The following is a 26,977-nucleotide window of genomic DNA, read 5'->3' as shown; positions in this document are numbered from 1 at the left end:
GGCCGTCAGCCGGTGGCCACGGCCGGATCGGAGGGGGTCACGGCCGGATCGGAGGGGGCGACCGGCTCGAGCGCCTCGACGGCCGCCGCCGCGGCCGCGGAGTCCGGGCCGTAGAAGATGTCGATGTCGACCTCCTCGCCGCCCATGGTGAGGGTGTCCCAGGCGCCGCTGAGCACCAGCATGCGGAGCGTCCTGTCCTCCAGGGTCCCCAGTCGTTCCAGGATCGCCTCGTCGTCCGGCATGCCGGTCATGCGCTTCGCCAGTCGGGAACGGATGCCCCGCAGCCGCTCCAGCAGCGTCGCGGTGTCGGCCTCGCGATCCGGGTCCTCGGCGATTCCGTCGATGCCGTGCGCGATGATGTCCTTGATGGCCCAGGTCGCGCCCTGGTCGTCCGTGGTCACCATCGCCTTCCAGGCGCGGCTCTTGTGGCGATACTGGAGCATCGACATGGCGGCCTCGTGGCGCAGGAAGTCCGCGTCCCGGAAAGGCTTGCCGTTCCACGCGCCGTTGAGGGACCGTGCGAGCGAGACGGCCGAGGCCAGGCCGCTGTTGAGTCCCCGGCCCGGCCAGAAGTGGATGGAGTTGGCGGCGTCGCCCAGCAGGAAGCCGTACGTACCTGTGGAGTTGGCCGTGGGCGGCAGCAACTCGGCGGTGAAGCGGGGGCGTTGCACCATGCTGAGGCGGAACGAGGTGACGGCACGCAGTTCACCGGGCTCGACACCGAACAGACGCAGCCCTTCGCCCACCCGCTTCCACAGAGCGGAGCCCTTGATGAGGGCCGGCAGGAACAGCGTGCTGTGCGTGGAGCAACGGAAGTCTCCGTGCTCGTCACGTCCCATCAGACAGGGCCGAGAGGCGATGCACTCCTCGAAGACGCGGCGGACCGGGTCGATGCCTACGACCTCCGCGGCCTCCGCGTCCGTCAGGCGCATGTTGAGGAAGCCCTCGCCACGCAGGGAGTTGAGCAGGAAGCGGTTCTGCCCGACGGTCAGAAGAACGGCCATGGGGTCGGCCAGACCCGATTTCACGCGCAGACCGAGGATCACGTCCTGGAGATGACGGCCGTCAAGCGAGTAGATGGATTCGTCCGCTTTGCCGAACTTGGCGGCGAAGTGCTCGCGCGTGTGCGACCGCCCGCCGTCACAGATCGCCAGTACGTGCTGAGTGGCCAGCGTCTCCTGCTGCTCGTCGACGTCGAACCGGGCCGGCACGAGCTGGATGCGACTCCGCTTCTCGTTCGCCACCTCAAGGAGCCGGTCCTCGATGTAGGCGATGCGCATGTTGCGCGGGTGGTGATCGCCGATGGAGTCGGGACCCGACGGCCACATCTCGGTGTAGCTGTCCGGGTCGAAGAGCCGGGCCTGCACCTCATCGGGCAGGCTGAGGTACTGGCGGCTCTGTACGGTCACCACCTGCTGGCGCCGCACATTGCCCTGGCTCGCGTCCTTCCAGACGATCTTGCGGCCCTGCTTGCGCCAACGGCCGTCATGGATGGTGATGTTCACCTGGGCGCCGAGGAAGTGCTCCAGCAGCAACGCGAGCGACAGGCCGACGGGGCCGCCGCCCGCGATGGTGACCCGCAGCACCGGCCCCTGCTCGATCTCCTCGTCACCACAGGTCAGCGACCTGGGCAAGGAGAGCGCCATGATCGTCTCCATGGCGTCCGCGACCTCGAAGCGGAACTCCTGGTCGCCGATGGTGATGTCGTCCCCGGGCTCGAGGAGACGGGAGTCGATCTCCTCGCCGTTGACCAGCGTGCCGTTGCTGCTGCCGCAGTCACGCAGAACGTAGCCCTGGGTGTCGTCCAGGACGATCTCCGCGTGGAAGCGCGAGACGCTCGGACTGGAGACGACGACGGTGTTCTCGGGGTTGCGTCCGAACGTGACCCGGGTGCCGATCACCGGTATCCGTTCTCCGGCCAGTATTCCTTCGCGTCCAACAAGCACCGGCGCCACTGGACTTCCTCCCAGGTTGACGACATTGCCGCTGTCGCGGTGCCCCCCGTACACACGTCAGGGCGGCGTGACCGGGCAGCGTGCGACGGTAGTGCGGCGCGACATTCACTCGACGTACGGGAACGGTGAACGGTTGAGTCCGACAACGGCGTAGAGTCGCTTGACCGGTACGGATGCCCCATCATGCCCGAATCCGGAGCCTTTCGGGAGAGGCTGTCCGGCGTCGGCGGAACGGACCACGCCAGGGCAGGGAGGGCCGCGCCTCACTGCCGACTCGATGTCAGCCGAGCGGCGCCGCAGGGGAGTTGCCGACCGCGTTGCCGACCGCGCCCCCGCGTCGCGGACCCGGGGCGCCCCGGACCGGCTCGGGTCGTCAGGGGCTCGGCCGCGGCAGACGTGTTCGGCTTCTCCACGTCTGCCGCGGACCCGGTCACCGCCCGGCTCGGTGGTCGGATACGGCCCCCTATGGCTTCCGGGCGACGCCCACGTACAACGGGATCTGTTCGCCCTCGGTGTGCGCGTGCTCTCCCTCGGGATCCCACTCGGCGGCGAGTCCGATTCCGGGGTCGAGGAGCTCAAGTCCGGTGAAGAACCTGGTGAATTCAGCGCGTGATCGGACCTGCGCCGTAGTTCCCCCCTTGCGGTAGACCTCCACGACCCGCTCCCACGCCTGGGGATCGAAGTCCCCTGTCGCGTGGGACAGGGCCAAGTAGCTGCCGGGAGCGAGGGAGTCGAGGAGTTCCGCCACGATGCCGTACGGGTCGTCCTCGTCCCCCACCAGGTGCAGGAGGGCCATCATGGACAGGGCGACCGGCTGATCGAAGTCGAGGGTCTGCCGTGCCGCCGCCAGGATCTTCTGCGGCTCCTGCGCATCCGCCTGGATGTAGGCGGTACGTCCCTGCGGGTCGCTGTGCAGGAGCGCCTCCGCGTGCCGCAGGACGATCGGGTCGTTGTCGGCGTACACCACGCGAGCGGCGGGGGTGATGGCCTGGACGATCTGGTGAAGGTTCGGCGCGGTCGGGATTCCGGTGCCGATGTCCAGGAACTGGCGGATGCCCCGCCGCGCCAGCAGTCGGGCGGCACGATGCATGAAGTCCCGGTTGGTCCGGGCCATTTCCTTGACCGCGGGGAAGAAGGAGATGACCTGCTCGGCTGCCTCCCAGTCGACGGGATAGTTGTCCTTGCCGTCCAGGAAGTAGTCGTACATGCGCGCCGACTGCGGTTTGCTGGTGTCGATCTCTTCCGCGCGTGTTCCTGCGTCTGTCACTTCGGTCCTCCGCCGTTACGGGCGTGATCGTAGGAATTGATCGGGTTGTGGCCGGGCACTGCCGTCAGAGAGACGTGTGTCAGACGACGAGGAAGTCCGCTCGCCCCTCCTTGGCACCGCCGACGAACTCGGCAATGACCGACGAGGCACAGATGAGGGCAGGACCGTCCGGGTCCGTCGCCTGCCTGACCGCCACGATGCCGCCGCCGAGCTTCTTGATCTCGACGCAGCCGCCGTCGCTGCCGGCGCTCCAGGGTTTGCTCCACCCTTGGGTTCCCAGCTCTTCGGCGGCGTTCACGGCGTGCTTCATCGTCTTTGTCTCCTTGCGGACGTCCACCAGGAACTCCCTGGTACGTCGTGTGGGCATGGCTTGGGCAGTCGTCCGGCCGGACAGCGCGCGGTGCAGGCGTACTTCGTCGCGGTACGACGAGACTCCGCGCCGCACAGGGCGGCTCGCTCCCGGTCCTCGGCGTACCGGCACGGTCGAGGCCGGTGTGATGCCGACGGTGTCCGGGAGATCCGGGGGCGGTAGGCGGGAGAGGGACCCGAACCGTCTCGGGAGCGGCAGTGTGACGCAAGCCCGGCTCACCCGTAAGACGCGGAGGTTCGGCCGCTCATCCATCACGGACGGCGCGGTCGTACGCCCGGCACCGCATCGCGAACGGTCGGAGCAGACCGCGGTGGGCTCACGTCTCACGCCTCATCGACCCCCTGGACGCCGAGCAGTCTGCCATGACCTTCCCCCTCACGGACAGGTCTGGCGATCCTCGCGCCACCGCACAGCGACCCGAACTCCCCCTCCTGTCCCGGATGTTGTCGTCACGGGCGATGCGGTCGCAGGCGTCGGTCCGCGCGCGTCAGGTCGCGTCGGTCACCGCCACCACTCGGCGGCGAGGGCCTCCACCTGTGCCGGAGTGGCGACGGAACGGACCGGGACCTCGTCGGTCAGGGCCCTGCGGGCGAGGTTGGCGAGTGTCGTGCCGGGGCCGACCTCGATGAGGCGGAGACGGCCGCGGCCCGTGGCCGCGAGCGTGCGCATGGAGCCGGCCCAGCGCACGGGCATGACGACCTGACGGAGCATCATCGCCCGCCACCGTTCCTGATCGTGGAGGTGAGCGCGGGCGTCGACGTTCGCGATCACCGAGCAGCGCGGGGTGAAGGGGAGCACGGTCGACGGCTTCGGCCAGGCGGGGGACGGCCGGAGCCATCAAGGGGGTGTGGAACGCGCCGCCGACCGGGATACGGACCGCGCGGGCACCGTCGCGCGCGGCCTCGTCGGCCAGCGCCGCCACCGCTTCGACGGTGCCGGAGATCACGACCTGTTCGGCGCCGTTGATGTTGGCGACCCACACCTGAGCCCGGTGCGCGGCACGCATCCTGGCGGCGAGTCTCCGCGTTCTGGGCACGATGTCGGTGCCCATGAGTACCGCCATGGTGCCGGGTGTGAGCCGGTGGGCTTCTTCCATGGCGGCCCCGCGCTCGGCGACCAGTCGCGTGGCGTCCTCCGGGTCGAGCACCCCGGCGGCGGTCAGGGCGGCGTACTCGCCGAGGCTGTGTCCGGCACACACCGCGGGCCGCAGGTCGCCCACCGCCGTGCGCAGTGCGTCGAGCACCACCATCTCCAAGGTGAAGGTGGCGAGTTGGGCGGTGTCGGTGCGCGTCAGCTGCTCGGCTCCGGCGTCGAGCAGCAGTCGGCCGAGATCCCGTCCGCAGACCTCGGAGAGACGCGTGACGACCTTCCAGTGCGGGGTGTCGCGCCAGGGCTCACCCATGCCGGGGCGCTGGGCTCCCTGACCGGGGAAGAGCAGGCCGACACCGAACGGCACGGTCTCCGGACTCTGAGCCGTTCTCAGGGATGACTCCTGTGACATCGGTGCGGACGCCTTTCCGGTCGACGTGCGGGTGGCCCGGACTTCCGGAACCGGGAGGGGGAGGCCGGTTCCGGAAGTCCGGGCGGTGCGAGGAGAGCGTGCCGGTAGCCCCGGGTCAGCGGGCGCGTGCCGCCGGTCCCGTCCCGGGGACCCGCGGCACGTGGACGTCCAGGACGTCACTCAGGTAGACGGGAAGCGATGCCCGTACTCCGGCGAACGGTTCGTGTCCGCCGGGATAGCGCTGCCATGTCACCGGATGTCCCCAGCCGGTGAGCAGGTCCCTCAGCCCGGCACCGCTGCGTTCGGGGACGACCCAGTCCCGTGCCCCGTGGCCGATCCAGACCGGCAGACCGCTGTTGGCGGGCGACGGACGGCCGGTCGGAAGCAGCGCGGGCAGATCGGGAGGCATGAAGGGCGCGTAGAGTGCCACGCCCGCCAGCCGTCGGGTGTAGGTGAGGGCCATGGTCAGGGCGACCGTGGCGCCCTGGGAGAAGCCCGCGAGCACGATCCGCCCGGCACCGATCCGGTCGGCCTCCGCCTCCAGCAGCTTCGAGAGCGGCCGGTGCGCCGCCAGCAGGCCCTCGACGTCCATCCGGTCGAGCGTGAGGAGGTTCTGCGGGAACCAGCACGGCACCGCCAGCCCGCTCAGCAGGCTGGGAGCCGCGACGGGCGCGCGCGGGAACACCCCGCGCACTCCCGCCTCGGCAAGCCGGAACCGCTGGGTCACGGCCATCAGGTCGCCCGGCGCCTGGCCGATGCCGTGCAGCCACACGACGGTGCCGCGGTGCGGTCGGGTGGGGTCGGCCGTCTCGTACTGCAGCCGGTCCATCGTGCTCACACCGGCTGGGGTGCCGGCCGTGGTGCGGCCGGCCGGCGGAAGAGCATCGACGCGTACTGGCCGCCGAAGCCGAAGGAGTTCTTCAGCACGGTCGCGACCGGTCGCCGTACCGGGGTGAGGGAGGTGCGCACGGCACAGGCGGGGTCGGGTTCGGTGGAGGTCGTGACGGGCGGGATGGTCCCCCGGCACATCGTGAGGGCCGCCGCCGCGGTCTCCACCACGCCGGAGGCCGCGGAGCCGTGCCCGGTCAGCGACTTGACGGCGCTCACATCGAGGTCGGCCGTCCGTTCGCCGAAGAGCCGGTGCAGCGCGCGGGCTTCGGTGACGTCGTTGAGGCGGGTGGAGGTGCCGTGGGCGTTGATGGCGTCCACGTCGTCCGGGTGTGCGCCGGCCTGTTCGAGGGCGGTCCGCATGACCCGTTCGATCATGTCCACGCTGGGAGCGGTCATGTGGCGGGTGTCCACCGCGAGCCCCCAGCCACCGATGACGGCGTACGGCTGGGTCATCCCGCGCCGGGCGGCGTGCTCGGCGGTCTCCAGGACGAGCGCGCCCGCCGACTCGTTGATGACCATGCCCGTACGGCGCCTGTCGAAGGGCATGGAGGCCAGGGCGGGGTCGCCCTTCCAGCGCGAGAGCGCCATGAGCTGGCCGTACTGGGACAGTACGTACGGTGTGTTGCGGGAGACGGCCGCCGACACCACCGCGTACCGCGCGCGTCCCGAGCGCAGCAGCCGGGCGGCTTCGGCGATGGCGCGCAGGCCGCCGGAGCAGGTGGCTTCCAGTCGTACGGGGATGACGGCCGTCCCGAGGCGCTCGGTGATCTCGGTCGGATAGGCCGACAAGTCCCGTGTCTCGGGCGGGAGATGCCTGGCGCGCAGGGATTCGAGGACGGCCGCGGGTTCGTTGCCGATCCTGTCGTAGCGTTCGGCGAGGTCTTCCATATGGGTGACGTAGTCCTGCGGGAACGAGCCGGTGGGGCCCGGCCACACGCGCGCGTAGACGAGGGCGGCCGGACCGGCCTGTGCGGGCAGTTCGCCGAGGCGGGCGTCGCCGAGCGCCTGGTCCACCGAGGCGAGCATGAGGGAGTCGCCCCAGGACCTGTCGGGGGCGCCGTAGTCCGCGGCGACCTTCGCCTTGACGTCCTCCGGGATCAGCCCCGCCGTCCAGCCGCAGGGCAGTCCGGTGGTGTCCATCCGCTCTTCCCGGACCACTCCGGAGCGGCCTTCGAGGTTGGCCGACCAGAACGTCTCGACGTCCCCGCCGATGGGGGTGATCACCCCCATGCCGGTGATGACGATGTCGTCGCTCATGTCCGTGCCTTCCCGTCGTCGGCCGAGGTCCCGTGCGTCGATGCGATGACGAGGGCTCCCGCCGCTGTCGAGTGCTGTCCCTGGTTGAACGCCGTGATCAGCGCTGTCGGCGCCGGCCCCAGGGGGCGGGTCTCCCCCATGACCGGATCCAGCCCGCCGAGTCCGGGGTCGGGGCGGCGCAGCAGGCCCACGGGGGGAAGTGCGCCGCGTCCGAGGCTCTCCACGACCAGTGCGGTGTCGATGAGCGCCGAGCATTCGAAGGCGTTGCCGATGGTGCCCTTGGAGCCGGTGACGGGCAGGCTGCCCGCGCGGGGCAGTACCGCCCGGGTCTCCACGCGGTCCAGACGGGCGGAGCCCGCGCCGTGTGCCCACCAGACGGTGGGTGTGCTGTCCGCGTCGGCGAGTACGGTGTCGAGGACGAGTTCGGCGGAGGCCGTGACGTCGGCGGCGGCCAGCACCTCGCAGCCGGCGAGCCGGGCGCGGGCCGTGCCGCGCGCGGCGTCGGCGCGCTCCAGGAGGACGGCGGCGGCGCCCTGGCCGAGCAGGGTCCCCGACCTGTCGGCGTCGAAGGGTCCGGCGCCGGCCGTGGCGCGGGTGCCGAGGGGCTCGTCCTGGTCGAAGGCGGCCATCGCGGTGGTCGTCAGCGGCGCGCCGACGCCCACGACGAGCACCCGGTCGAGTTCGCCGCTCTCCAACAGCCGTACGGCCAGGGCGAGTGCGCCGGTGCCGCCGGCCGCCGCCTCACCGTAGGCCGCGACGTTGGAGCCCCGGAATCCGCTGGCCATCGAGACGAACTGGCCCAGCTGCGAAGGGATGCCGCGTATGTAGGAGTAGTCGGGAACCTCGTCGTGGAGGAACTTCGCGAGGGGCCTGGGGTCGTTGCGGAAGCGGGAGGCGAGTTGCGGGATGACGTCGCTCAGTTCGTCGCTGCTGCTGCCCACGGCCATCACGGTGCCGCCGCGTACGTCCTCCGTGTCACCGGTGATCCCGGCCTGCTCCAGGGCCTGACCCGCGACGGCGAGGGCCCAACGGGCGGACTGGTTGGCGTACTTGCCGGCGTTGGCCCAGTCACGGCCGGCGGGCCAGGTGATCTCCGTGGTGTCGACGGAGGCCGACGGCCACGGCAGTGCGGGGGCGGGCCCGTCGTGGCCGCCGGTGTCGAAGAAGGTCTTGCCCGCCGCCATGGCCTCCCACAGCCGGGCCGCGCCGATGCCCGCCGGGGAGATCACGCCGATGCCGGTGACCACGATGCCGGGACGGTCCTGCCGACCGGCGTATTCTCCCGTCACGCCGACGGCCTCCGCGGCGGCGCGTTCACTCGGCACGTCGGCCTCCGCCGCTGATGCCGCCCCACAGGCGGTATCCACCGTCCACCGTGATGGTCTGTCCGGCGATCCAGGACGCCTCTTCCAGGCAGAGCAGGGCGACCACGTCCGCGCTGTTCTCCGGCGTGGTCATGCGGTCACCCGGCCACGGCGAGACGGACAGTTCCTTGGTGACGCCGTGGGCGAAGTCGGGGCGGACCTTGAAGACGCCGGTCTGGACGAGTCCGGGACGTACGCAGTTGGCGACGATGCCGTAGGGCGCCAGCTCGTAGGAGAGGTAGTCGGTCAGCGCCTCGAGTCCCGCCTTGGCCGCGGCGAACAGTCCGGCGCGCGGGATGATGCGCGTGGTCGTGGAGTTGGTGATCGTGATGAATCGGGCTCCCTCGCGCTCACGCATCAGCGGAAGCGCGTGCTTGGCGAGCAGCCAGGTGGCCCGCGAGTTGGTGTCCTGCACGAACTGCCAGTCGCCGAGGGAGGCTTCCGCGAGCCGGGCGAACTTGGTGGCGGCGGCGTTCTGGACGAGGATGTGGAGGTCCTGGTGGATCTCGCCGATCTCCGCCATCAGGTTCTCGATCTCGGCGGGTTCGCTCAGATCGGCGCGGTGCAGTGTCACTTCCGTACCCTGCTCGCCGAGTTCTTCGGCGAGTTCCTTGGCCGGGCCCTCCCGGTCGACAAAGTTGACGGCCAGGGTCGCTCCCCAGGCCGCGAGTTTGCGGGTGATGCCCGCGCCGATGCCGCGCGAGCCGCCGGTCACCAAGGCCACCCGCCCCTTGAGGGGCTGATACTGACTGTCCATCACTGAACCCTTTCCGCCGTCGCGGTCCGCCGCGCGGCGTGCCGCAGCAGTACGACGCTCATGCGTCCGATGGCGTACGTCCGGTCGTTCTCGTCGAACACCCGGCGGGTGGTCTCGACCAGGCCGATCCGGTCGTCGATCTCCTCCGCCCGGTCGGTGGCGGTGGTGAACCAGAACGGGGTGTCGGGATACAGCGGCCTGACGAAGTCCCAGCTCAGCCTCCGCATCCCGACGATGGCGGCCGGGGAGCCGTGTTGGACCACCCAGCCCGAGGTGATGGAGTGGATGAAACCTCCGGGCACGATGCGCCGCCGGCGGTCCGTGCCCCGGGCGAAGTCGTCGCTGTCGTGCACCGGGTGCTTCTCCCCCATCAGGTCGAGGAGTTGGTCAAGCAGCGGGCCGCCGAACACCACGGGTCCGAACCGGCGCACCGGCGCGTGCGCCAGGTCCTCCCAGTACTTCACGGCCCCCACGGCTGTTCCTCCGTTCTCCGCCGGTTCACCGGGATCGCCGGCCCGGGCCGCGCATGACCATGCGGCCGCCGTCCACCGTGAACGTCTGGCCCTGGATGTAGTCCGCCTCGTCACGGGCGAGGAAGGCGATGAGTCCGCTGATGTCCTCGGGCAGCCCCCAGCGGGTGCCGTCGCTGTCCGGGCCCAGCTGGTCGGCGACGGCCGCGGTCATCTCGGTGCGGACCTTGCCGGGCGCCACGCAGTTGACCCGGATGCCTTTGCGTCCGACCTCCACGGCCAGGGCGCGGGTGAGGGCTTCGAGGCCGCCCTTGGACGCCGCGTAGGCACTCTGCCCCGGTCCCGGGGTACGCGCGGAGTTGGAGGAGATGTTGATGATCCGCCCCCAGCCCTGGTCCAGCATCGTCGGCAGAACCGCCCTGCTGGTGAGGAAGGGACCGGTGAGATTGGTCCGCAGAACGTTCTCCCAGCGGTCGGTGCGGGTCACCGCGAGGAGCTGGTCGTCGATCACGGCCGCATTGTTGACCAGTACGTGCAGTGCGCCCTCCTGGGCGGTCACCCGCTCGACCAGGCCCTCGACGTCGGCCTCGTCGCCGATGTCCACCTGGTGCAGGACCGCGCGGCCGCCTGCGGCCTCGATCTCCTTCACCACGCGGCGTCCGGCGTCCAGGGCACTGCGGCAGACGAGGTGCACGGTGTGCCCGTCGGCGGCGAGGCGGTACGAGACGGCGGCGCCGATCCCCCGTGAACCACCCGTGACGAGGGCGACGCGGGTGACCTCGGCCGGATCAGGCACGATCGCCGGCGGCCACGACGGCCACGATCGAGGCGATGCTGCGGTGGTGCTCGTCGGCTTCGGCGTTCCACTGGTCGAGGTCGAACTCGACGCCGAAGCGGCGGTTGATGCGGCGGGCGAGCTGGAGCAGGTCCAGCGAGTCGAGGCCCAGGTCCTCGACCACGGAGTGTCCGGGCTCGATCGCCTGGTCGGCTATGCCCGGCTTGACCTCCTTGAGCAACTCGATGATTTCGGCCTGGGCAGCATGGGACACGGTGGTCATCGCATTCCTCCGCAGATTTGGCAGGGGCAGGACCGGTCGGCACCTCCGGCCGGGCAAATCCATGTCAGCAGAGCGGTGAATGAGCCAGCAAGGCCGTTATGCAGCAGGATTCGGGACACTCACTGGGCCGCTTGGCCGACGCTCGCGCAAAACCCCATGTGGACACACGGATCCCATTACTCCGCTTCCCGGACAAAATGAACCAAAGATCCACCGAAAGGAAAAGGATCCCCATGCAGAGTAAAGTAAGTTAAAGCCTCCTTGACTCTTCATCGAGGCCATCCATAGCGTCGATCTATGTGAGCCCAAGTAAAGACAAAAACGGGCCCTCCTAGTGGTACGCAATGCCCGGGCCCCGGCATCGACCGAATCAGTGGGCGTCGTCGATCGACATACCATCGAACGCGTCACGCGTCCGGCAGTCTCGACATCCAGGGGGCAGTGGTGGGGCGGAGCAGAACACCCATCCCGCAATCCGCTCAGTGTTATGAACTGGCTCAATGGCTGCGCTCACTGCGCCAACGATCCGGGCTCACCTACCGGCAGATGGCGGAGCGGACGGAGAGTCTGCGGATCGCGGATCCCGCCTGTTCCGCCGTCACCCTGTCCCGGGCCGACCGCGGCACCTTCCTGCCCCGCCGCCATGTCGTGGAAGCGTATGCGCAGGTCTGCGGGGCCACGCGACGCGAGGCCCGACTGCGCTGGGAGCAGGCGGCGCGGCAATCCGGCCACACTCCCGACGGCCGCGAGGTCGCGTCCGCGCCACGCGGCGAACGGAAACTGGAACTCGTGTACCACCCGGCCCATCTCCTCGAAGCGATGCACCAGGCACGGCTCGCCGCCGGCCAGCCGTCGCTGCGTGAAATGGAGAAGAAGGCCCGCGACCTCGGCGCCGGACCATTGCCGCGCAGTACGGTCGCCGACATTCTGGCCGGTTTTCGCATGCCGTCGGAGGAACTGCTCGTCGCCTATGTCCAGGCATGCGGACAACGTGGGCGCCGGCTCACTCTCTGGCGCAATGCGTGGGCTCGCGCATTCGGTGCGGACGCCGCGTGATGCAGGTGTCCGAAATCGACTTGCGCGAGCGTTTCAACGCTATGAAATCGCCGGGTCACCAACACGGCTGAAACGTTTTCCGACAGGACTGATTTGGCTCGACGGCGGTTTTCTGTGCGCCCTGATGTCGTGACGGGCGCACTACCGTCGATTCCTCGCCATGGCCGCTGCCGGAAAAGCAGCGTCGGCCTGACCGGGATCAGTTGCGGATTCCCGATGTCGTGGCGATGAACCAGCCCGTCGCGGGAAGCGACACGGTACCCGTGGCGGAATCGACGGACGCGTCGCCCGCGACCGGCGTCCACACGGCGGCCGGAATGCCGGCGGTGGCCGGAGCGGGGCCGAAGTTGAGGGCGACCGCGAGAGTGGAGCCGGCATCGGGCGCCGCCAGGTTGTAGCTGAGGACGGTGTTGTCGAGCGTGTGGACCCGGGTCTGGGCACGTACCAGCCAGGGGTGGCGGCGACGCACGCCCACCAGGGTCTGGTGCAGTCGCTGCACGGCCAGTCCGTCGGCGCCGAGCTCCGACGGGGAAGCGGGAAACGCGGGACGGATGGCGTCGTCCCCGCCCACCCGGTCTTCCTTGACGCCCTGACGGGCCCGTTCGTCTCCCGCGTAGACGGACGGTGTCCCCCCGACGGTGAGGAGCACGGCGAGCGCGTGCGCCAGATGACCGGGCTCCTCCAGCCGGCTGGCGACGCGGGTGACGTCGTGGTTGCCGACGAACGTCTGCGGCGCGAAGGTGTCGAGCATGGCGTTGTGACGCTTGAGCGCCCAGGCCAGTTCGTGCGGATTGCGGTCGTTGAGCGAACTCCAGATCGCCTTCCACAGTTCGTACTGCGTCACGGTGTCGAGTCCGCCCTCGACGACGTACGCCGCGTAGTCGCCGTGGATCACCTCGCCGCTGAACCACGCGCCGGGGTGACGGGACCTGACCCGGTCCGTGACGGTCCGCCAGAAGGGCCGCGGAACCGCGTAGGCCGCGTCGAGCCGCCAGCCGGCGACGCCCCGGTCGAGCCAGTGGCCGAGGACTTCGACGACATGGTCGGCGACCGCGGGGGACGCGTGGTTCAGCGTGACGAGATGACGATGCCCCTCGAAGGTCCGGAAGTCGTCGCCCTCGGGGACGAACCAGTCCGCGTACGGGGAGGCGGCACCGTGCCGGGCCACGTCGGCGAAGGGCGCGAAAGACCTTCCGACGTGGTTGAAGACGCCGTCGAGCAGGACGCGGACCCCGCGCGACGCGGCCCGGTCGATCAGTTCGACCAGATCGGCCTCGGTGCCCAGGCGGGGATCGATGCGGAAGTGGTCGGTCGTGTCGTAGCCGTGGGTCTCGGCGGCGAAGACCGGCCCCAGGGCGAGGCCGTTGCAGCCGAGTCCGACCAGATGGTCCAGCCAGTCGGCGAGGACCGGCAGCCGGTGCTGCACGGGCACGTCGGCGGGCAGGGCGTCCGCCTCCGCGCCGAGGAAACTCAAGGGGTGGACATGCCACCAGATGGCGTGGTCGGGCCAGGACACGGGAGCCTCCGTCAGTGGGGTCGGGTCATGGAGCCGGGCACGGCGGCCGGGGAGTCGGCGAGGCGGTTCATCAGGCGGGCGGCGAGCAGGAGGACCTGACGCTCCGTCTCGGTGAGATCGACGAGGGCGACTTCGAGCCAGGCATCGCGCTGCGCCATGTCGCGGGCGAGGGCGGCACGGCCCGCTTCGGTCAGCTCCACCACACGCTGTCGCCCGTCCTGCGCGTCGCGCGTGCGGCTGATCAGACCTTCCTGTTCGAGGTCCGCGAAGACCCGCGTCAGGGACTGCGGCTGCTGATGGTCGGCGGCGGCCAGCGCACCGGCCGACATCGGGCCGTTGCGGCGCAGGTGGCCGAGGACACTGCTCTTGTTGAGGCTGAGCCCGTCCGCGGGGCGCTCCGCGCTCAGCCTGCGGGCGAGCCGGATGACGCCCTGCCGGATCTCGGCGGAGGCCCGTCCGTCCCGCCGCTCGGACCCGGCCCGCTCCGCGTCACCCTCGGCCCCGACGCGTTCCGCGTCCTCGCGTTCTGTTCGCTCTCCCATCACATTGCTAAGGTATCACTTACGATACCGCCCGAGGGTAGGTCTCCAGATGGCTGATTCCAGCGGCTTTCTTGGCGGTGATCCTACGTGTTGCGTAGTTTTATGAGGTCGACGCGTCGTGCGCTGCACTTCGATCCGCGAGGGACACACCTGCGGACGACGGCCGTGGCCATGGCGACGGTCCTGGGCACGTACGGCTGGGCCCTGCTCGTCGAGCACGAGGCGGGACTGCGCGTGGACAGTGTGGTGCAGGCGGTGGTGATCGCCTCGGCGCTCGGTCGCGTGCAACGCCTCTTCGACCGGACGGACCGGCTGTCGGCCTGCGTCGTGCTGCCCTGCGCGGCTGCGGCGGGCACGGAACTGAGCACCCTGATCCAGCAGCACCCCCTCGCGGGTGACACGGCGTTCGTCGTGGGGGTCGCGGGGGCGATCTGGGTGCGCCGGTTCGGTCCCCGCGCCACGCGAGCGGGCACGCTCGTCGTTCTTCCGCTGATAGCGGTCCTGGTGGTGCCCGCCGGGGCGGTTCCCGCCGACGGGCACGAGCACACCGCCTGGGCGGCGGTGACCGCGCTGGCGGCGGTCGCCTGGGGAACCGTGGTGACGTGGACGGCACAGCGCACCGGTCTCGTACCACGGCCGCCGTCCGCCAAGGTGACCACGGCGCCCCGCGCCCCGCGCCGCCGCCTGACCGCGAGCACCCGGATGGCCCTGCAGATGGCGGCGGCGCTCACCGCCGCGTTCGCGATCGGCCGGAACCTGTGGCCGGACCACTGGGCCTGGGTGGTCCTCACGGCGTTCCTGGTGTGCAGCGGTGCGCGCAGCCGCGGCGACGTCCTGGTCAAAGGGGCCTGGCGCACGCTCGGCGCCGCGGCCGGCACGGTGGTGGCCACCGCCGTCTCCGGAGAGTTCGGGCCGCGGTCGAACACCGCGGTCGTCGTCATCTTCGTCGTGCTCGCCGTGGCCACATGGCTGCGTGAACTCAGTTACGCGTACTGGGCGGGCTGCGTCACCGCCGTACTCTCGCTGCTCTACGACTGGTTCGGGCAGAGTCCCGGCGACCTGCTGCACACCCGGCTGGCCGGGATCGCGGTCGGCGCGGTTCTCGGCATCGCGGCTTCCTGGCTCGTGCTGCCCATCCGGACCGAGGCGGTGATACGGGCCCGGACCGCGGCGGCGCTGTCGAGTCTGGGTGAATTGCTGGAGACGGACTGGCGCGACGGCCGGGCCGTCCGCCTGGCGCAGGCCCGATTCGCCTACCGGGTGGAACAGTTGGCGATCGTGACGGCTCCGATGCGGATCCTGGCCGCTGCGCCCCTCCCCCGGGCCGTGCCCGCGCGGTGGCACCCGGACCGTTTCACGCTCCGGTCCGTAACAGCACTGCGGCGCTGCGCCGACCCCGTCGACGACCTCACCGACGCCGCCGGGTCGGCACCGGACACGCTGACCGCCGACCCCGCCGTGGCACAGCGGCGCGCCGGGGTCGCGGCGCACGCGCTCACCGTACGCCGGGCGATCGGACGGCGCCCGGCCCCGCCCACCGCCGCGGAAGCGGCCCCCCAGGAGCTGTCGCGGGCACCCGGGGCAACTGCTCCCGCCGACGGTTCCGTCCCCGCCGCCCTCACCGCCCTCGATGCGATCGACGGCCAACTCGACGTGCTCAGTGCGCTGTTCGGTCCGTCCCCGCTCCTCACATCCGACGCGACGGCGACCGCGACCGGCTGACGGCGGAGCGCGCGGCGGTCGCAGCCAGGCGCATGGAAAACGGTCCTGGCCGACGCGGTTCGGGACAGCCGGCACCGTACGGGACAGTCGACGGTGTACGGGACAGCCGGCGCTGCGGATTTCGTCTACCTTGGCCTGCATGCACGCGCCGCGCCCCGGTTACCGCTATGTCGGGCCCACTGAACTCAGGGGCCTCGTCCAGCCGGGCAAAGAGGGTGCCCGCATCCGTTCGGCCGCGGACTTCACCCGGTGGCTGTCCGCCCGCGGCGTCGAGGAGCGGGCCGAGCCCTTCACCTTCGTGGTCGACATCGAAGGGGCGCTGCGCCTGGCACCGCGCCGCAGTGAGCACGTGGTGTGCGCGGGCGGAGAATCGGTGCTCAGCGCAGGCGAGGTGAGCTTCCGTGAGGAGTGCGGGCGCTGGGTCGTCGACGAGGTCAGCAACCAGTCGACCGGATACTGCCCGGACGTCGACTCGTGGCCGGCCGTAGCGGATGCCCTGAACCGGGCCGGGTTCGAGCGTCCCGGCGGGTTCACCCACCAGGTGGTGTTCCGGCGTTGTGTGTCGTGCCAACAGGTCAATGTCGTGCGCGAGGACGACTTCGTCTGCGTGTTCTGCGACGAAGCCCTGCCCTACAGCTGGAACATCGATCAGGAAGGCCGCCAGGCCCGCCACCGATGACTTTCGTCGCTCCCGGCGGTCTACGTCGTCAGGGGTGAAACGGACGGAAGCGAGGGCGAGCGTGTTTGTTTTGGTTCCCGGAGCCGGGGGTTCGGCCTGGTTCTGGCATCGTGTGGTGTCCGAGTTGCGGTCGAGGGGGCACGAGGCGGTCGCGGTCGGCCTGCCGGGCGCCGACGAGTCCTCGGGACTGCCCGAGTACACCGACGCCGTGGCCGAGGTGATCGGCGATCGCACCGATACGGTGCTGGTCGCGCAGTCGATGGGCGGTTTCACGGCGCCGATGGTCTGCACCCGTGTTCCGGTCGGACTGCTGGTGCTCGTCAACGCGATGGTGCCCCTGCCGGGCGAGACGCCCGGACAGTGGTGGGGCAACACGGGTTCGGAACCGGCCCGCCTCGCCGCCGCCGAAGCCGGCGGATACGGCGCCGAATTCGACCTGGACACCTACTTCCTGCACGACGTCCCCGCCGAGGTCGCTGCCGCCATGGCGGGCCAGGAGCAGCCGGAGGCCGACATCGCCTTCGACCAGCCCTGCGACATCGAGCGATGGCCCGACACCACCACGCGGGTGCTGGCCGCGACCGGGGACCGGTTCTTCCCGGTGGACTTCCAGCGCCGAGTGGCCCGCGACCGCCTCGGAATCGAGGCCGAGACCATTCCCGGCGGACACCTGGCCGCGCTGTCACACCCGTCGCCGCTCGTCGACAGGCTGGTCGAGCGGCTGCCGTGAAGCGTTCCCCGACTTCTCCTGTTGCCCCGCCGATTGGACAACAGGCAGCACCAAAAGAGCAGTTGGGATCTTCATGGAGCACAGCGCCCTCTCGTGAATTCGATCACCTTCGGCCGGAAGGCGGTCCGGACTTCGTGGTGAACACCGGGACACCGCGACACTGGGTCGTACGGCCGGCGTAGCCGGGCGTCGCGGTAACCGGACGGTCGCGGTAAATGCGTGGCCGTGGTCGGCGGGTTCGCGCGTCCGTCCCGTCGGGCGGCATGCCCCTGGACCGCCGGAACAGGCCCGGCCGCGAAGGAAACGTATCCCCCGGAGACGAAGCTCGTTGAAGTGGACAGCGCGCAAACGCCCCCGACGGATGCGCGACGTGAGGGCCCGAATCCCTGCCCGGTCTCGGGCCCTCACCCCCTCCACCGCACTCCACCGCCCTCCGGGCGAGGTGTCCGCCGGAAAGACCGACCCGGGCGGAACCGACTCGGACGGGCCTGACTCACGCATGTCGGTCCAGCGCTCAAGCATGACGCCGGACGCCTGTCACCGGCTCCGGCTCGGCACGGGGTCGCTCAAGACGCCCGGCTCTCCAGCCGCTGCGCCGCTCGCTCCCCGCGCCGTTCCACAGGCTCGACTCCCCATGCCGCGGCCAGACCGGTCGGCGGCATGTCGACGTAGATCGACTCGTACGAACCCGCCGGGACGATGTACGTCTCGTGCCAGACCCCCACGCTGCCCTTGCTGCTCCGCAGACGGCGGTTGAACGCCGCCCACGCGGGGCGATGCTCCCCCGCCTGGTCGGAGGCATAGGCGAGCAGCTTCTCGCGCGACTCCCAGTACTGCGCGACGGTGAACACGCGCGGACCGCCACTCAGACTCCGGTGGCCCAGCAGCCCGCTGTCGCTGTCCTGCGTGAGCTCCTTCAGCATGCGCGGCATAGCCGCCAGGGCCGGCAGCCAGTGACGGACGGCCCGCCAGCGGTTGATGCGCATGCCGATGAGGAAGACGACCACGTCTCCCTCGGCGGCGGCCGTGACCCGTCGCCCAGATGTCGGTGCATTACCCATGAGATTCCCCGTTCTCGTGTTGGATAGTGACACGATCCATGCTTGGATAGTGTCACTGTCCGATGAAGGGTGCAAGAGCATGCGGCTGGCGGAGCTGAGCGAGCGCAGCGGTGTATCGACCGCCACGATCAAGTACTACCTGCGCGAAGGACTGCTCCAGCCGGGCCGCCGGATCTCCGCCACGCAGGCCGAGTACGGGGAGGATCACCTGCGGCGGCTGCGCCTCGTGCGGGCGCTGATCCAGATCGGCGGGGTCTCGGTGGCCGACGCGCGCGAGGTGATCTCCGCCGCGGAGGACGAGTCGCTGGACCACCATCTGCGACTGGGCGCGGCGACCCGGGCGCTGCCCTGCGCCGAGAAGCCCACCGAGGACGATCCGGCGGTGGCAACCGCCTGCCGCTCGGTCGAGGCGTTGCTGGAGCGGCTGGGCTGGTCCTGCGACCCCGGCGTGGACATGCTCAACCCCGCCCACCGGCGGCTCATCGACTCGGTCGCCGCGCTGGTCCGGCTCGGCTACCCGTGCGACACCGAGCAGTTGCTGCCGTACGGACATCTGGCCGCGCAACTGGCGGTCACCGACCTGGACATGGTCGAGGAGCAGCCGACTCCGTCCGAACAGATCGAGGCGGCTGTCGCGTTGACGGTGCTCTACGAACCGGTGTTGCTGAGCCTGCGGCGCATGGCCCACGCGGAGGAGTCCGCCCGGCGGTTCTGACGTAGCCGGTGACAGAAGCGCTGCCAAGTCAGGTCGTGTGACGGCCGCTTGCCTCGCTCGTCTCAAGCTGAGGCTCCCCCGCCGGGCACACGCTCCAGCCCGCCACCCACATCCTGATCGCCCGCATTCGCCTGCGAGAGGTCGTCGGAGGGTGCGATCCACCCTGCGGCGGCGACGCTCGGGGCTCGCGGAAAACGCCCCGGGAGACACCGCCGGGACCCGGCCGGCCCGTGCGTACGGGCTCGGTCCGTTGGGTCCCGGCGGGTCTGAGACCGCCGTATGTCCGTCACGGCCCGGCGCGGCGCGGCTCCGGAGCTGTTCACCCTGGTCCGCGCACCGCTTCGACGGTGGCCGGGTCGTGATCAGTTCAGTTTGCGGCAGAGCAGTGCGGCCGGGCCCTGGGCGGCGCCGAAGCGGGTCGTGTAGGCGATTCCGGCGGCGTACTCGTCATCGGCGCACTGGCCCTTGTAGTCCCCGTTCGCGAAGTCCCCTCCGGCCGCTCCGGCGGGCCGGTTGTCGGAGCGGTCGAACCACACGGTTCGCCCGGTGCCCGCCAGCGAGGTGCCGGCCGGAACGCACAGGGCGGCGGAGGTGCGGCCACCGCGGCGGCTGTAGCCGATGAGGAAGTTCCCCCCGGGGCACTGCAACTTGGTGTACCCGGAGGCCCAGTCGCCGCCCGCGGGAACGTGGCGCTCGTCGGTGACGACCGTCTGGGTGCCGGCCGCGGAGCGGAGGTCGCCGGTGGAGACGTCGGTGCACAGCGCGCGAACACCGCTGTGGCCGAGGCCGATCAGCCGTTCGCCGTCGGGACACGTGGCCTTGGACGCACCCGCGTTCCAGTCGCCGCCCGCGCGCACCCGCAACGACTGCACGTGGTCGCCGTGATCAGTGGCGAGCATCTGCCAGCCGGGGACCGCGGCGACGGACCCGGTGCGGGTCGGGGCGGTCATGAGCCGGTTCCACGCGGTGCCGCGCCAGTCGGACTGGTCGAGGATGCCGTACCGGTTGCCCGAGGTGTCGTAGCGCAGCAGGGACCAGTCGTCGTGGCCTTCCCAGCTGACCAGCGGCCAGTAGGCGAAATCGACGTCGTGGTCGGCGAAGTAGTCGGTGATGTTCCCGAACCAGGTCCGGGCTGCCGCGCCCGTCTCGCCCGCGCCGATGCCGAACTCGCTGATCCATACGGGGGCGGTGAAGTGCTGGTTCGCTTCGGAGGAGATGAAGAAGGCCTGGTCGCCCAGGACTTGGTAGAGCTGGTCGCGGGTGAGGTCCTGGTAGCGGGCGTCGTGGGTTTCGCCGATTCCGGTCGCCCCGCTGTGGTTGGGGCCGGTGTATCCGTAGAAGTGGGCCGAGTACACCAGCTTGTGCGAGGCGACGAGGGTGTGCGAGAGGTTGCGCACGGGGGTGAGGGTGGGGCGGCCGTGAGGCAGGCCGTCGACCGGCAGACCGGTCCAGTTGATCCCCTCGATGACGACGAGGAGGTTGGCGTTGGCCTCGGAGAGGATGCGGTCACCGGCAAGTTGGGCGGCCGCGTACCAGTCGTGGGCGTCACCCAGGCCCCAGTTGGGGTCGTCCAGTACGTCACGGCGTACCTCGTTGTAGAGGTCGGCGCCCACCACGCGCGGGTCACCGGCGTAGCGGCGGGCCATGAAGACCCAGTCGTCCGCCCACTGCTGGGTGGACTGACTGCTGTTCCAACGCTCGTTGCCGTCGACTCCGCAGCACCAACGCGAGGTGCTGGTGTGGTTGTTGAGGATGACGGCGAACCCGCTCCGGGTGAGGGCGGCGACCACGGCGTCGTAGACCTGGAGGGGCGTTCTGCCGCGCAGCTCCGGGTTGGCCGTGACGGCCACGTCCGGCACCGGGACCGTCGAGTGGATCATCTCGTTGGAGAAGGGCAGCCGGATGCTGTTGATGCCCAGCCGGTGGAAGTCGTCGAGCAGTTGGGGCAGCGACGCACGGTCCAGGCCGAGGGGGACGCCGTAGGAGTCCTGGCCCGCGTGGTGGTTGGCCGGGTCGTCGACGCTGCCGCTGCCCGTCCAGGAGCCTTGCGCGCCGTCCCAGTTCGCCGACTTCAGCCGGAAACGGTTGCCGTCGGCGTCCACGATGTACCGTCCGCGGGTGGAGAGCGGCGCTTGCCATGTCTCGGCGGCCGCCGGAACGTCGGCGGAGGTCACCCGCGGGGGGTCCGCGGGATCCGAGGTGGCGGCGATCGCCCCGGGAGCCGTGGCCAGCAGCAGGAGGGCTGTTGCCCCTAATGTCAGGTACTTGCCAAATCTGAGGGTGGGCATCGGACCTCTGTGAGGGGTGTCGGTACGCGGACGTGAGTGTCTGTGCCTACCGGCACCCGAGGAGGGACGCCGGTCGCCGTGTTCCGGCGTGACGGGGCGAGTCGGGCTCATGACCGGGTCGGCGGCTCCCGGTCTGCGGAAGTCCGGATGCCGCCGCCACGGACGAATCACGGTGCCGTGCTCTGAACGGGGTGGACCTGGCGCTCATGACCGGTGTGACGGCTACGTCACGGGCGCTTCACCCTTCCCGCTGACCACAGGTACGGACCTGAGCCTAGCGGGGGAGCCGAACCCGGGCGACAGTTCCGGTCAGGCGTGACAACCGGCACACGGGACCCGCTCCCCTGCCTGTGACGCGGCCCGCCGGGCGTGGACGGCGCCCCGCTCACCGGCGCGGCTCAGCGGTCCGACTCGGCCCGTCGGCTCGGCTCGGCTCGGCTTGGCTCGGCTCGGCTTGGCTCGGCTTGGCTCGGCTCGGCTTGGTGATTCGCACGGAGCCTCCCGAACGGCGCTCCCTCGCCGGGGCCGGCCATGAACCGTCCTGTGAGGAAAGGTGGTTCATGGCTCGTCCCGTCAGCCGGTCAGCGGACGCGGATGAACATGACGTCGTATCCGCTGTTCGTGCTGCGCGTCTTGACGTAGACGCCGTCCGACCCGCCGTTGGGGTTGCCGGTGTTGCCTTCGACGGTGGTGAAACCGGCCCCGCCGCTCACCGTTCGCACGATGCCTATGTGCTCCTGCCCACCCGTGTAGTTGTTGCCCCCGTTCCAGTCGAAGGCCACGATGTCGCCCGGCTGCGGGTTCGTGGTCACCGAGAGGTGGTAGTTGCCGGCCCGTGCCTGCTTGACCCAGCCCGAGACGTAGCTGTTGCGGTAGGAACTGGCCCCGGTCTGCTTGGCCACCCAGCTCACGAAGGTCGCGCACCAGGCGTAGTTGCTGGTGGACAGCGACAGACCCACGGCCGATCCGTAGCTGTTCGCCCGAGCGCTGCCCTCGACCGTCCCCACCTCGGCGGCGGCCACACCGAGGATCTTGCTGTATCCGCCGCCGGACGGGGGCGAGGAGGGCGGGGTGACAGCACCGTACAGAGCGGCCTTGGTGTTCGGACCGACCTGTCCGTCGACCGACAGCCCCTTCTCGGCCTGGAAGTCCCGCACCGCACTGTCGGTCAACGGTCCGAAGTCGCCGTCGACGGCGAGATCGGCTCCGTGGTGGTTGAGCAGGCTCTGCAACTCGGTCACACAGCCGCTGCGTTGGCCCTTCACGATGTTGCCCGGGCACGAGCCGGAGTTCAGGTTGACCGGGGCCGGTGCGCCGCTGCCGCCGCCCGTGCTGATGTTCGCGTACAGAGCGGCCTTGGTGTTCGGACCGACTTCCCCGTCGGCGGAGAGGCTCGCCGAGGACTGGTACGACTTCACGGCAGCCAAGGTCAGGGGCCCGAACTCACCGTCCACGTCCAGGTGTTGCCCCTTGCCGTTGAGCAGGGCCTGAAGCGTCGCGACACAACCGCCGCTCTGCCCCTCCACGATGTTCGAGGGACAGGATCCCGATCGCAGGTCCAGCGCGGTGGACGGCGACTCGTCGGTGTCGTAGAGCTCGCGCTTGGTGTTCGTGCCGACCTGACCGTCGACGGAAAGACCGTGCGCGGACTGGAAGCTGCGGACCGCGCTGTCCGTCGCCGGCCCGAAATCGCCGTCCACGTCGATCGCGTAGCCGAAGTGGCGGAGCAGCCGCTGCAGTTCGGAGACGCAGCCCCCCTTGTTGCCCTGGACGATGTTCGCCGGGCACGAGGAGGACGTGAGATGGATCGGCGCCGGGGCCGAGCCGCCGGTCGCATACAGCTTGGACTTGGTCTGGGGGCCGACCTGTCCGTCCACGGCGATCGCGGTGGAGGCCTGGTACTCGCGCACCGCGTAGAGGGTGTTGGCCCCGAAGACGCCGTCCACCAGCAGCCCGGCCCCGTGGGCGTTGAGCAGGTTCTGCAACTCCGTGACGCAGCCGCTCGTCTGGCCCTTCTGGATCACGCCGGGGCAGGACGAGGAAGTCAGCTTGACCGCCGCGGGTGCCGCCGAGGCTGGACCGGCGCCGAGCAGGGTGCCGGCCGACAGGAGCGCCGTCGTGGCGGCGAACACCCCGGTCCTGACTCGCCAGCCAGGTCTCGCGCTCGTGGCATCCCGGTGCCGGATGGATGTTCGGCCGTCGTGCGCACGCAAGGGACTCGTCTTCATGACTGCGAAACGTCTCCTTCGCTGGATATGCGGATTGCCGTCGGAGATCGTCCGAGCCGAAACCGCACACTGTCGTGATGTGTCGTTCATGGAAGGGGTCGCCCGCCCGGCAGACGCTCACCTCGGGGCTGCAGCCGGTAAAGGGAGGAGAAATTGGCATTTTTACCGGGTCGGCACGCTTGTGGACCAACGTCCCTACGTGGCACCGGAGTTGAGGTTCTCGAAAGTCATGATCGGGCTGTCATTCCGCGCACGACGGTGACAGTTCACACCGCTCCGCACAATGTCAGGTCGCACAACTGGCTTGATTTAACCGACCTGAGTGGCCGGAAAAAATGCATGCGTGACGGCCTTTGAATATTTGGCCCTTTTCAGCGGTCTGTCTCGTTGCGGCGTTTCCCGCCTCATTTTGTGCGTGCCAAGCGAAAGGTGACGATCGCGGCGTGTGCGGGTGAGGATCGCGGCGTGGGAGACGGCCAGGATCGCGGCACAGGGGACGGCGAGGGCACGCGGCACGGAAGGCGGCGAGGGTACACGGGTGGGAGGGACAGCGGGAATGGGTCCCGTGTCAGTTTCGCAGAGAGGCCCGCTTGATCCCGCGTTCCGGTTCCGGTTCCGGTTCCGGTCAGGCGTCCCAGGCGCGAGGGCGGCTCAGCGCTTCCCATTCGGGGCGGAGAAGCGAGAACACCGCGAGGTCGTGGCGTCGGCCACGGTGGAAGCAGGCGGCACGGCTGACGCCCTCCTGGACGAAGCCTGACTTGGCGAGGACCGCCAGGGCGGGGGCGTTCCCGGTGTGAGTCTCCGCCGTGAGCCGGTACAGCGGGAGTTCACCGAACGCGAGGTCCACCAGGGCGTCGAGGGCGTCCACGCCGTGCCCGTGGCCTCGATACCGCGGGTCCAGCATCAGCTCGACCTCCGCGGTGCCGTCGGCCATGTTCTGGCAGCCGAGTGCGATCTGGCCGATGGGGGTGCCGTCCGGGAGCAGGACGAGGAAGTTGTCGCGATCGTCGTCGTCACCGTCACGCTCGATGCGCTCACGCAGCGCCGCGAGGGAGCGCGGCCAGGTGCAGAACTCATGGGCGTTCACCGGGTCGGATCGCCAGCGGTGCAGAAGCTCGGCGTCGTCCACCTCGACCACCGCGAGCCCGACAGACGCGGCGCGCCAGGCGAGTTGCCTCTCCGGCTCGGCGTCGTGCTCGTCGTCCGTGGTCCCCGTACCCTCGATCATGATCAGATGCTACGGATGTCTCCGGCCCGGAGCCAGTGGATTCCGGCGGGTGGGCAATTCGGGACTTCGCCGCGCCGCTACGAGTTCGCTCACCGTCCGCAGCCGACCGCCATACGAGCGGTGAACCGAACGGCATGCGCAATTCCCGCTCAGCCGGCGTCGATGATCTCGGCGAGACTCATCGCGGGGCGGTCGAATATCCCCGCCAGCACGTTTTGCTGTCGATCTGTCAGAGAAGCGACGAAGACGACCACGTCCGCATCGGTTTCTTCACAGAGCGCGGCGACTTCAAGAACTTTCCCGGAACTCAGCAGCGTGCGCGAGGAATACGGCAGGTTCATCTTCCGGACCCCACCGTCCGAGACACCACGCCGTTGCGTGATCCGCCCGACGACCCGGGCACCGCGCGCCGTCAGTTCCGCCGCCGCGGCGTCCATGAGCGCGACGAAGCTCTTCTCCTTGGCTGAGAATTGGCCGACGAGCACGACATCGGCGCCCGTCACGCCCACGGGCACGACCCGGCGCCCGGCGGACCCTGTTCCCCCGCGACGAGCAGGGCGCCGGGCGCGCCCTCGGAACCGATACATGCTCCCGAGGGTAAGGCCGTGATCAGCTCGCCGTTTGTGCGACAGCCGTGGTGTCCTGCGAGCGTTCGTGCTCCACTCGGGCCGTCTCCAGGAGATTCAGCCAGGAAGTGACCGTGGGCCGGCGGCGCAACAGGGCACGTCGCTCCCGCTCGGTCATGCCGCCCCAGACACCGTGCTCGATGCGCTGGTCCAGCGCATAGGCGAGGCATTCGGTGAGCACGGGGCAGCCGATGCACAGCATTTTGGCCCGGTTCTGCGCCGCGCCCTCGACGAACAGGTCGTCAGGATCGGCCGTACGGCACAATCCTCGATCGCTCCAGTCGGTGCTCGTCATCTCGTGATGCCGTCCTCTCCCCTGGCCCCCGCCTGCAAGTTGCCCGACTGCCCTGGGCAACAGGCATATGACACTACGCCTTTCGAAGGCCGCAACTCTATCTGCCGTACGTCACCACACCTTCGAGTGAGCCCAGCTTGCCTCCCGCTCGCATGGGCGCTATGGAGGTGCCTCGACGGTTCACGGTCCGGATCAGCGCCTCCGGAGCGGTACAGCCGTCTTTCGCCCTTCCTCGCGATGGAAAGCAGGAGTCATGTCCGAGAACAAGCGGACCGTCGAGACCTACTTGAACGGTTTCCGGAAGAACGATCACGCACAGATTCTGAGTTGTCTCACCGATGACATCGAGTGGACGGTTTTCGGCGGTTTCCATCTGACCGGCAAGGAGGCGTACGACGCCGCGATCGAGGGTCCCGGCTTCGTCGCGCCTCCCCGGCTGGAGGTCGTCCGCATGGTCGAGGAGGACGACGTGATCATGGCCGAGCTCACCGGAACGGTGATGCGGGAAACGGGAGAGCCGATGCGCATGTCGATGGCCGAGGTGTTCCGCATGCGCGACGGGAAGATCTGTGAACGCCGCGCTTGGGTGATCGAGCTCAAACGCAACGAATACGTCTGAACGGCAGGGGCGGTTCGGGGCCGGCCCGCACCGCCGGGGCGGTTCGCGCTCGGCCCGCACCGGCTGGGGCGGTTCGCGTTCAGCCCGCGCGGAACGTCGCTGCCGCCTTGTACGTACGCAGCACGGGCGCCGTCTCGATCCGCGTGACGGCGTCCCAGGCCACCCGCCGTGTCAGGTAGTGATGCAGGGCCTCCGCGTCGCGGCACAACGCGTGGGCCACGAGATTCGTCGGACCGGTCGTCGCCGCGACCAACGCGAGCTCGTCATGTCCGGCCAGCGCTGTCGCCACCGTGTCCAGGTGCGCGGGGGCCACCTGCATCCAGAGCAGCGCGGACACCGTCACGCCCAGCAGCGCCGGATCGATGTCGACGTCGAAGAACAGCGCGCCGCGCGCCCGCAGTTCGGTCAGCCGGCGGGCCACGGTGCTCGCGGTGGTGCCGGTGACGGCGGCCAGTTCCGCGTAGCTGAGGCGTGCGTCCTCACGCAGCGCGGACAGCAGCAGACGGTCCGCGTCCGTGAGGAGGTGGGCGGAGTCCGCCGCGCCTGCGGGGTCCCGCGTGTCCGAGGCGGGAGACGCGGCGCGCAGCCGCGCCTCCTGGTCCGCGTCCAGGGCATCGACCCGTCCGCGCCACGCCGTCGGACCTCCCAGATACTCGGCGGCACGCCAGGGGTCGCAGTCGTCGGCGGCATCTACCTGGGTGCGGCGGGCGACGCCCGCACGGCGGCCCAGCACGCGCTGGGCGCCGCCTCGGTGGTCCTGGCCGCCACGGCGGTGGCGGCCA

Annotated in this window: 26 protein-coding genes and 1 pseudogene; 6 read left to right on the top strand and 21 right to left on the bottom strand. The window is 70.0% G+C overall.

The window, feature by feature from the left end; translation table 11 throughout:
• Positions 1–5: 5 nt before the first annotated feature.
• From OG410_RS38835 to OG410_RS38780, 12 genes and pseudogenes are all read right to left on the bottom strand, one after another.
• On the bottom strand, positions 6–1,946 hold the full coding sequence (locus tag OG410_RS38835; RefSeq protein ID WP_329303454.1) for an FHA domain-containing protein: 1,941 nt from the start codon (positions 1,944–1,946) through the stop codon (positions 6–8).
• A gap of 472 nt (positions 1,947–2,418) precedes the next feature.
• The gene (locus OG410_RS38830; RefSeq protein ID WP_329303453.1) at positions 2,419–3,222 is read right to left on the bottom strand and encodes an SAM-dependent methyltransferase; all 804 of its coding nucleotides are present in this window, start codon (positions 3,220–3,222) and stop codon (positions 2,419–2,421) included.
• 79 nt (positions 3,223–3,301) lie between these two features.
• Positions 3,302–3,532, bottom strand: a complete 231-nt coding sequence (locus OG410_RS38825; protein ID WP_326790655.1) for a DUF397 domain-containing protein — start codon at positions 3,530–3,532, stop codon at positions 3,302–3,304.
• Between the two features lie 561 nt (positions 3,533–4,093).
• The gene (locus OG410_RS38820) at positions 4,094–4,390 is read right to left on the bottom strand and encodes a hypothetical protein (protein ID WP_329303452.1); all 297 of its coding nucleotides are present in this window, start codon (positions 4,388–4,390) and stop codon (positions 4,094–4,096) included.
• Positions 4,391–4,445: 55 nt separating this feature from the next.
• Positions 4,446–4,994 (bottom strand): annotated as a pseudogene (locus OG410_RS42730) (ACP S-malonyltransferase); the annotation flags it as partial.
• Between the two features lie 214 nt (positions 4,995–5,208).
• Positions 5,209–5,922 carry an alpha/beta hydrolase gene (locus tag OG410_RS38810; protein ID WP_329304444.1) on the bottom strand — a complete coding sequence of 238 codons (714 nt, stop codon included), beginning with the start codon at positions 5,920–5,922 and terminating at the stop codon, positions 5,209–5,211.
• Between the two features lie 5 nt (positions 5,923–5,927).
• Entirely contained in the window at positions 5,928–7,241 is a 1,314-nt protein-coding gene (locus OG410_RS38805; RefSeq protein ID WP_329303450.1) for a beta-ketoacyl-[acyl-carrier-protein] synthase family protein, read from the bottom strand.
• The gene (locus tag OG410_RS38800; protein WP_329303449.1) at positions 7,238–8,530 is read right to left on the bottom strand and encodes a beta-ketoacyl synthase N-terminal-like domain-containing protein; all 1,293 of its coding nucleotides are present in this window, start codon (positions 8,528–8,530) and stop codon (positions 7,238–7,240) included. Before OG410_RS38800 ends, OG410_RS38805 begins: the two co-directional genes overlap by 4 nt.
• Before the next feature lie 25 nt (positions 8,531–8,555).
• Complete coding sequence (locus tag OG410_RS38795; protein ID WP_329303448.1) at positions 8,556–9,362, bottom strand: SDR family NAD(P)-dependent oxidoreductase; 807 nt, start codon at positions 9,360–9,362, stop codon at positions 8,556–8,558.
• Entirely contained in the window at positions 9,362–9,835 is a 474-nt protein-coding gene (locus tag OG410_RS38790) for a MaoC family dehydratase (RefSeq protein ID WP_326783654.1), read from the bottom strand. The genes OG410_RS38795 and OG410_RS38790 overlap by 1 nt, the downstream gene beginning before the upstream one ends.
• Before the next feature lie 25 nt (positions 9,836–9,860).
• Complete coding sequence (locus OG410_RS38785) at positions 9,861–10,628, bottom strand: SDR family NAD(P)-dependent oxidoreductase (RefSeq protein ID WP_329303447.1); 768 nt, start codon at positions 10,626–10,628, stop codon at positions 9,861–9,863.
• A complete protein-coding gene (locus OG410_RS38780) occupies positions 10,621–10,890 on the bottom strand; it encodes a phosphopantetheine-binding protein (RefSeq protein ID WP_329303446.1) in 270 nt (89 codons plus the stop codon). Before OG410_RS38780 ends, OG410_RS38785 begins: the two co-directional genes overlap by 8 nt.
• 441 nt (positions 10,891–11,331) lie before the next feature.
• Between OG410_RS38780 and OG410_RS38775 the strand changes: the two genes are divergently transcribed.
• On the top strand, positions 11,332–11,946 hold the full coding sequence (locus tag OG410_RS38775) for a helix-turn-helix domain-containing protein (protein WP_329303445.1): 615 nt from the start codon (positions 11,332–11,334) through the stop codon (positions 11,944–11,946).
• Between the two features lie 199 nt (positions 11,947–12,145).
• Here the strand turns inward: OG410_RS38775 and OG410_RS38770 are convergent, their stop codons facing one another.
• Positions 12,146–13,462 (bottom strand): alpha-amylase family glycosyl hydrolase, encoded by a 1,317-nt coding sequence (locus OG410_RS38770; protein WP_329303444.1) that lies wholly within the window; start codon positions 13,460–13,462, stop codon positions 12,146–12,148.
• Between the two features lie 11 nt (positions 13,463–13,473).
• On the bottom strand, positions 13,474–14,004 hold the full coding sequence (locus OG410_RS38765; protein ID WP_329303443.1) for a MarR family winged helix-turn-helix transcriptional regulator: 531 nt from the start codon (positions 14,002–14,004) through the stop codon (positions 13,474–13,476).
• 102 nt (positions 14,005–14,106) lie between these two features.
• Here OG410_RS38765 and OG410_RS38760 point away from each other — a divergent pair, with 102 nt between their 5' ends.
• The 3 genes from OG410_RS38760 (at position 14,107) to OG410_RS38750 (ending at position 17,135) form a co-directional block, all read left to right on the top strand.
• Complete coding sequence (locus tag OG410_RS38760) at positions 14,107–15,726, top strand: FUSC family protein (protein WP_329303442.1); 1,620 nt, start codon at positions 14,107–14,109, stop codon at positions 15,724–15,726.
• A 139-nt stretch (positions 15,727–15,865) separates the two neighbouring features.
• Positions 15,866–16,405 (top strand): hypothetical protein, encoded by a 540-nt coding sequence (locus OG410_RS38755; RefSeq protein ID WP_329303441.1) that lies wholly within the window; start codon positions 15,866–15,868, stop codon positions 16,403–16,405.
• 34 nt (positions 16,406–16,439) lie between these two features.
• Positions 16,440–17,135: an alpha/beta fold hydrolase gene (locus OG410_RS38750; protein WP_329303440.1), complete on the top strand. Its 696-nt coding sequence runs from the start codon at positions 16,440–16,442 to the stop codon at positions 17,133–17,135.
• A gap of 566 nt (positions 17,136–17,701) precedes the next feature.
• On the opposite strand, the gene OG410_RS38745 is transcribed toward OG410_RS38750, so the two are convergent.
• Entirely contained in the window at positions 17,702–18,196 is a 495-nt protein-coding gene (locus OG410_RS38745; protein WP_329303439.1) for a DUF4188 domain-containing protein, read from the bottom strand.
• 79 nt (positions 18,197–18,275) lie between these two features.
• Here OG410_RS38745 and OG410_RS38740 point away from each other — a divergent pair, with 79 nt between their 5' ends.
• Positions 18,276–18,911, top strand: coding sequence for a MerR family transcriptional regulator (locus OG410_RS38740; protein WP_329303438.1), 636 nt, complete (start codon positions 18,276–18,278; stop codon positions 18,909–18,911).
• A 362-nt stretch (positions 18,912–19,273) separates the two neighbouring features.
• On the opposite strand, the gene OG410_RS38735 is transcribed toward OG410_RS38740, so the two are convergent.
• The 5 genes from OG410_RS38735 to OG410_RS38715 all read right to left on the bottom strand — a co-directional run bounded on the left by OG410_RS38735 (position 19,274) and on the right by OG410_RS38715 (position 25,576).
• On the bottom strand, positions 19,274–21,199 hold the full coding sequence (locus OG410_RS38735; protein WP_329303437.1) for a glycoside hydrolase family 5 protein: 1,926 nt from the start codon (positions 21,197–21,199) through the stop codon (positions 19,274–19,276).
• Positions 21,200–21,780: 581 nt separating this feature from the next.
• On the bottom strand, positions 21,781–23,331 hold the full coding sequence (locus tag OG410_RS38730) for a peptidoglycan-binding protein (protein WP_329303436.1): 1,551 nt from the start codon (positions 23,329–23,331) through the stop codon (positions 21,781–21,783).
• Between the two features lie 721 nt (positions 23,332–24,052).
• Entirely contained in the window at positions 24,053–24,655 is a 603-nt protein-coding gene (locus OG410_RS38725) for a GNAT family N-acetyltransferase (protein ID WP_329303435.1), read from the bottom strand.
• 149 nt (positions 24,656–24,804) lie between these two features.
• The gene (locus OG410_RS38720) at positions 24,805–25,164 is read right to left on the bottom strand and encodes a hypothetical protein (protein ID WP_329303434.1); all 360 of its coding nucleotides are present in this window, start codon (positions 25,162–25,164) and stop codon (positions 24,805–24,807) included.
• A 100-nt stretch (positions 25,165–25,264) separates the two neighbouring features.
• Complete coding sequence (locus OG410_RS38715) at positions 25,265–25,576, bottom strand: WhiB family transcriptional regulator (RefSeq protein WP_326783670.1); 312 nt, start codon at positions 25,574–25,576, stop codon at positions 25,265–25,267.
• Positions 25,577–25,829: 253 nt separating this feature from the next.
• Here OG410_RS38715 and OG410_RS38710 point away from each other — a divergent pair, with 253 nt between their 5' ends.
• Entirely contained in the window at positions 25,830–26,195 is a 366-nt protein-coding gene (locus OG410_RS38710; RefSeq protein WP_329303433.1) for a nuclear transport factor 2 family protein, read from the top strand.
• Between the two features lie 79 nt (positions 26,196–26,274).
• Here OG410_RS38710 and OG410_RS38705 read toward each other — a convergent pair whose 3' ends face one another.
• Positions 26,275–26,928: an Lrp/AsnC family transcriptional regulator gene (locus tag OG410_RS38705; protein WP_329303432.1), complete on the bottom strand. Its 654-nt coding sequence runs from the start codon at positions 26,926–26,928 to the stop codon at positions 26,275–26,277.
• Positions 26,929–26,977: the final 49 nt, after the last annotated feature.

Origin of the sequence: Streptomyces sp. NBC_00659, from assembly GCF_036226925.1 — a bacterium.
Classification (GTDB): Bacteria; Actinomycetota; Actinomycetes; order Streptomycetales; family Streptomycetaceae; genus Streptomyces.
Note: the sequence above shows the minus strand (reverse complement) of the source record. Positions and strands in the feature narration are given on the sequence as shown.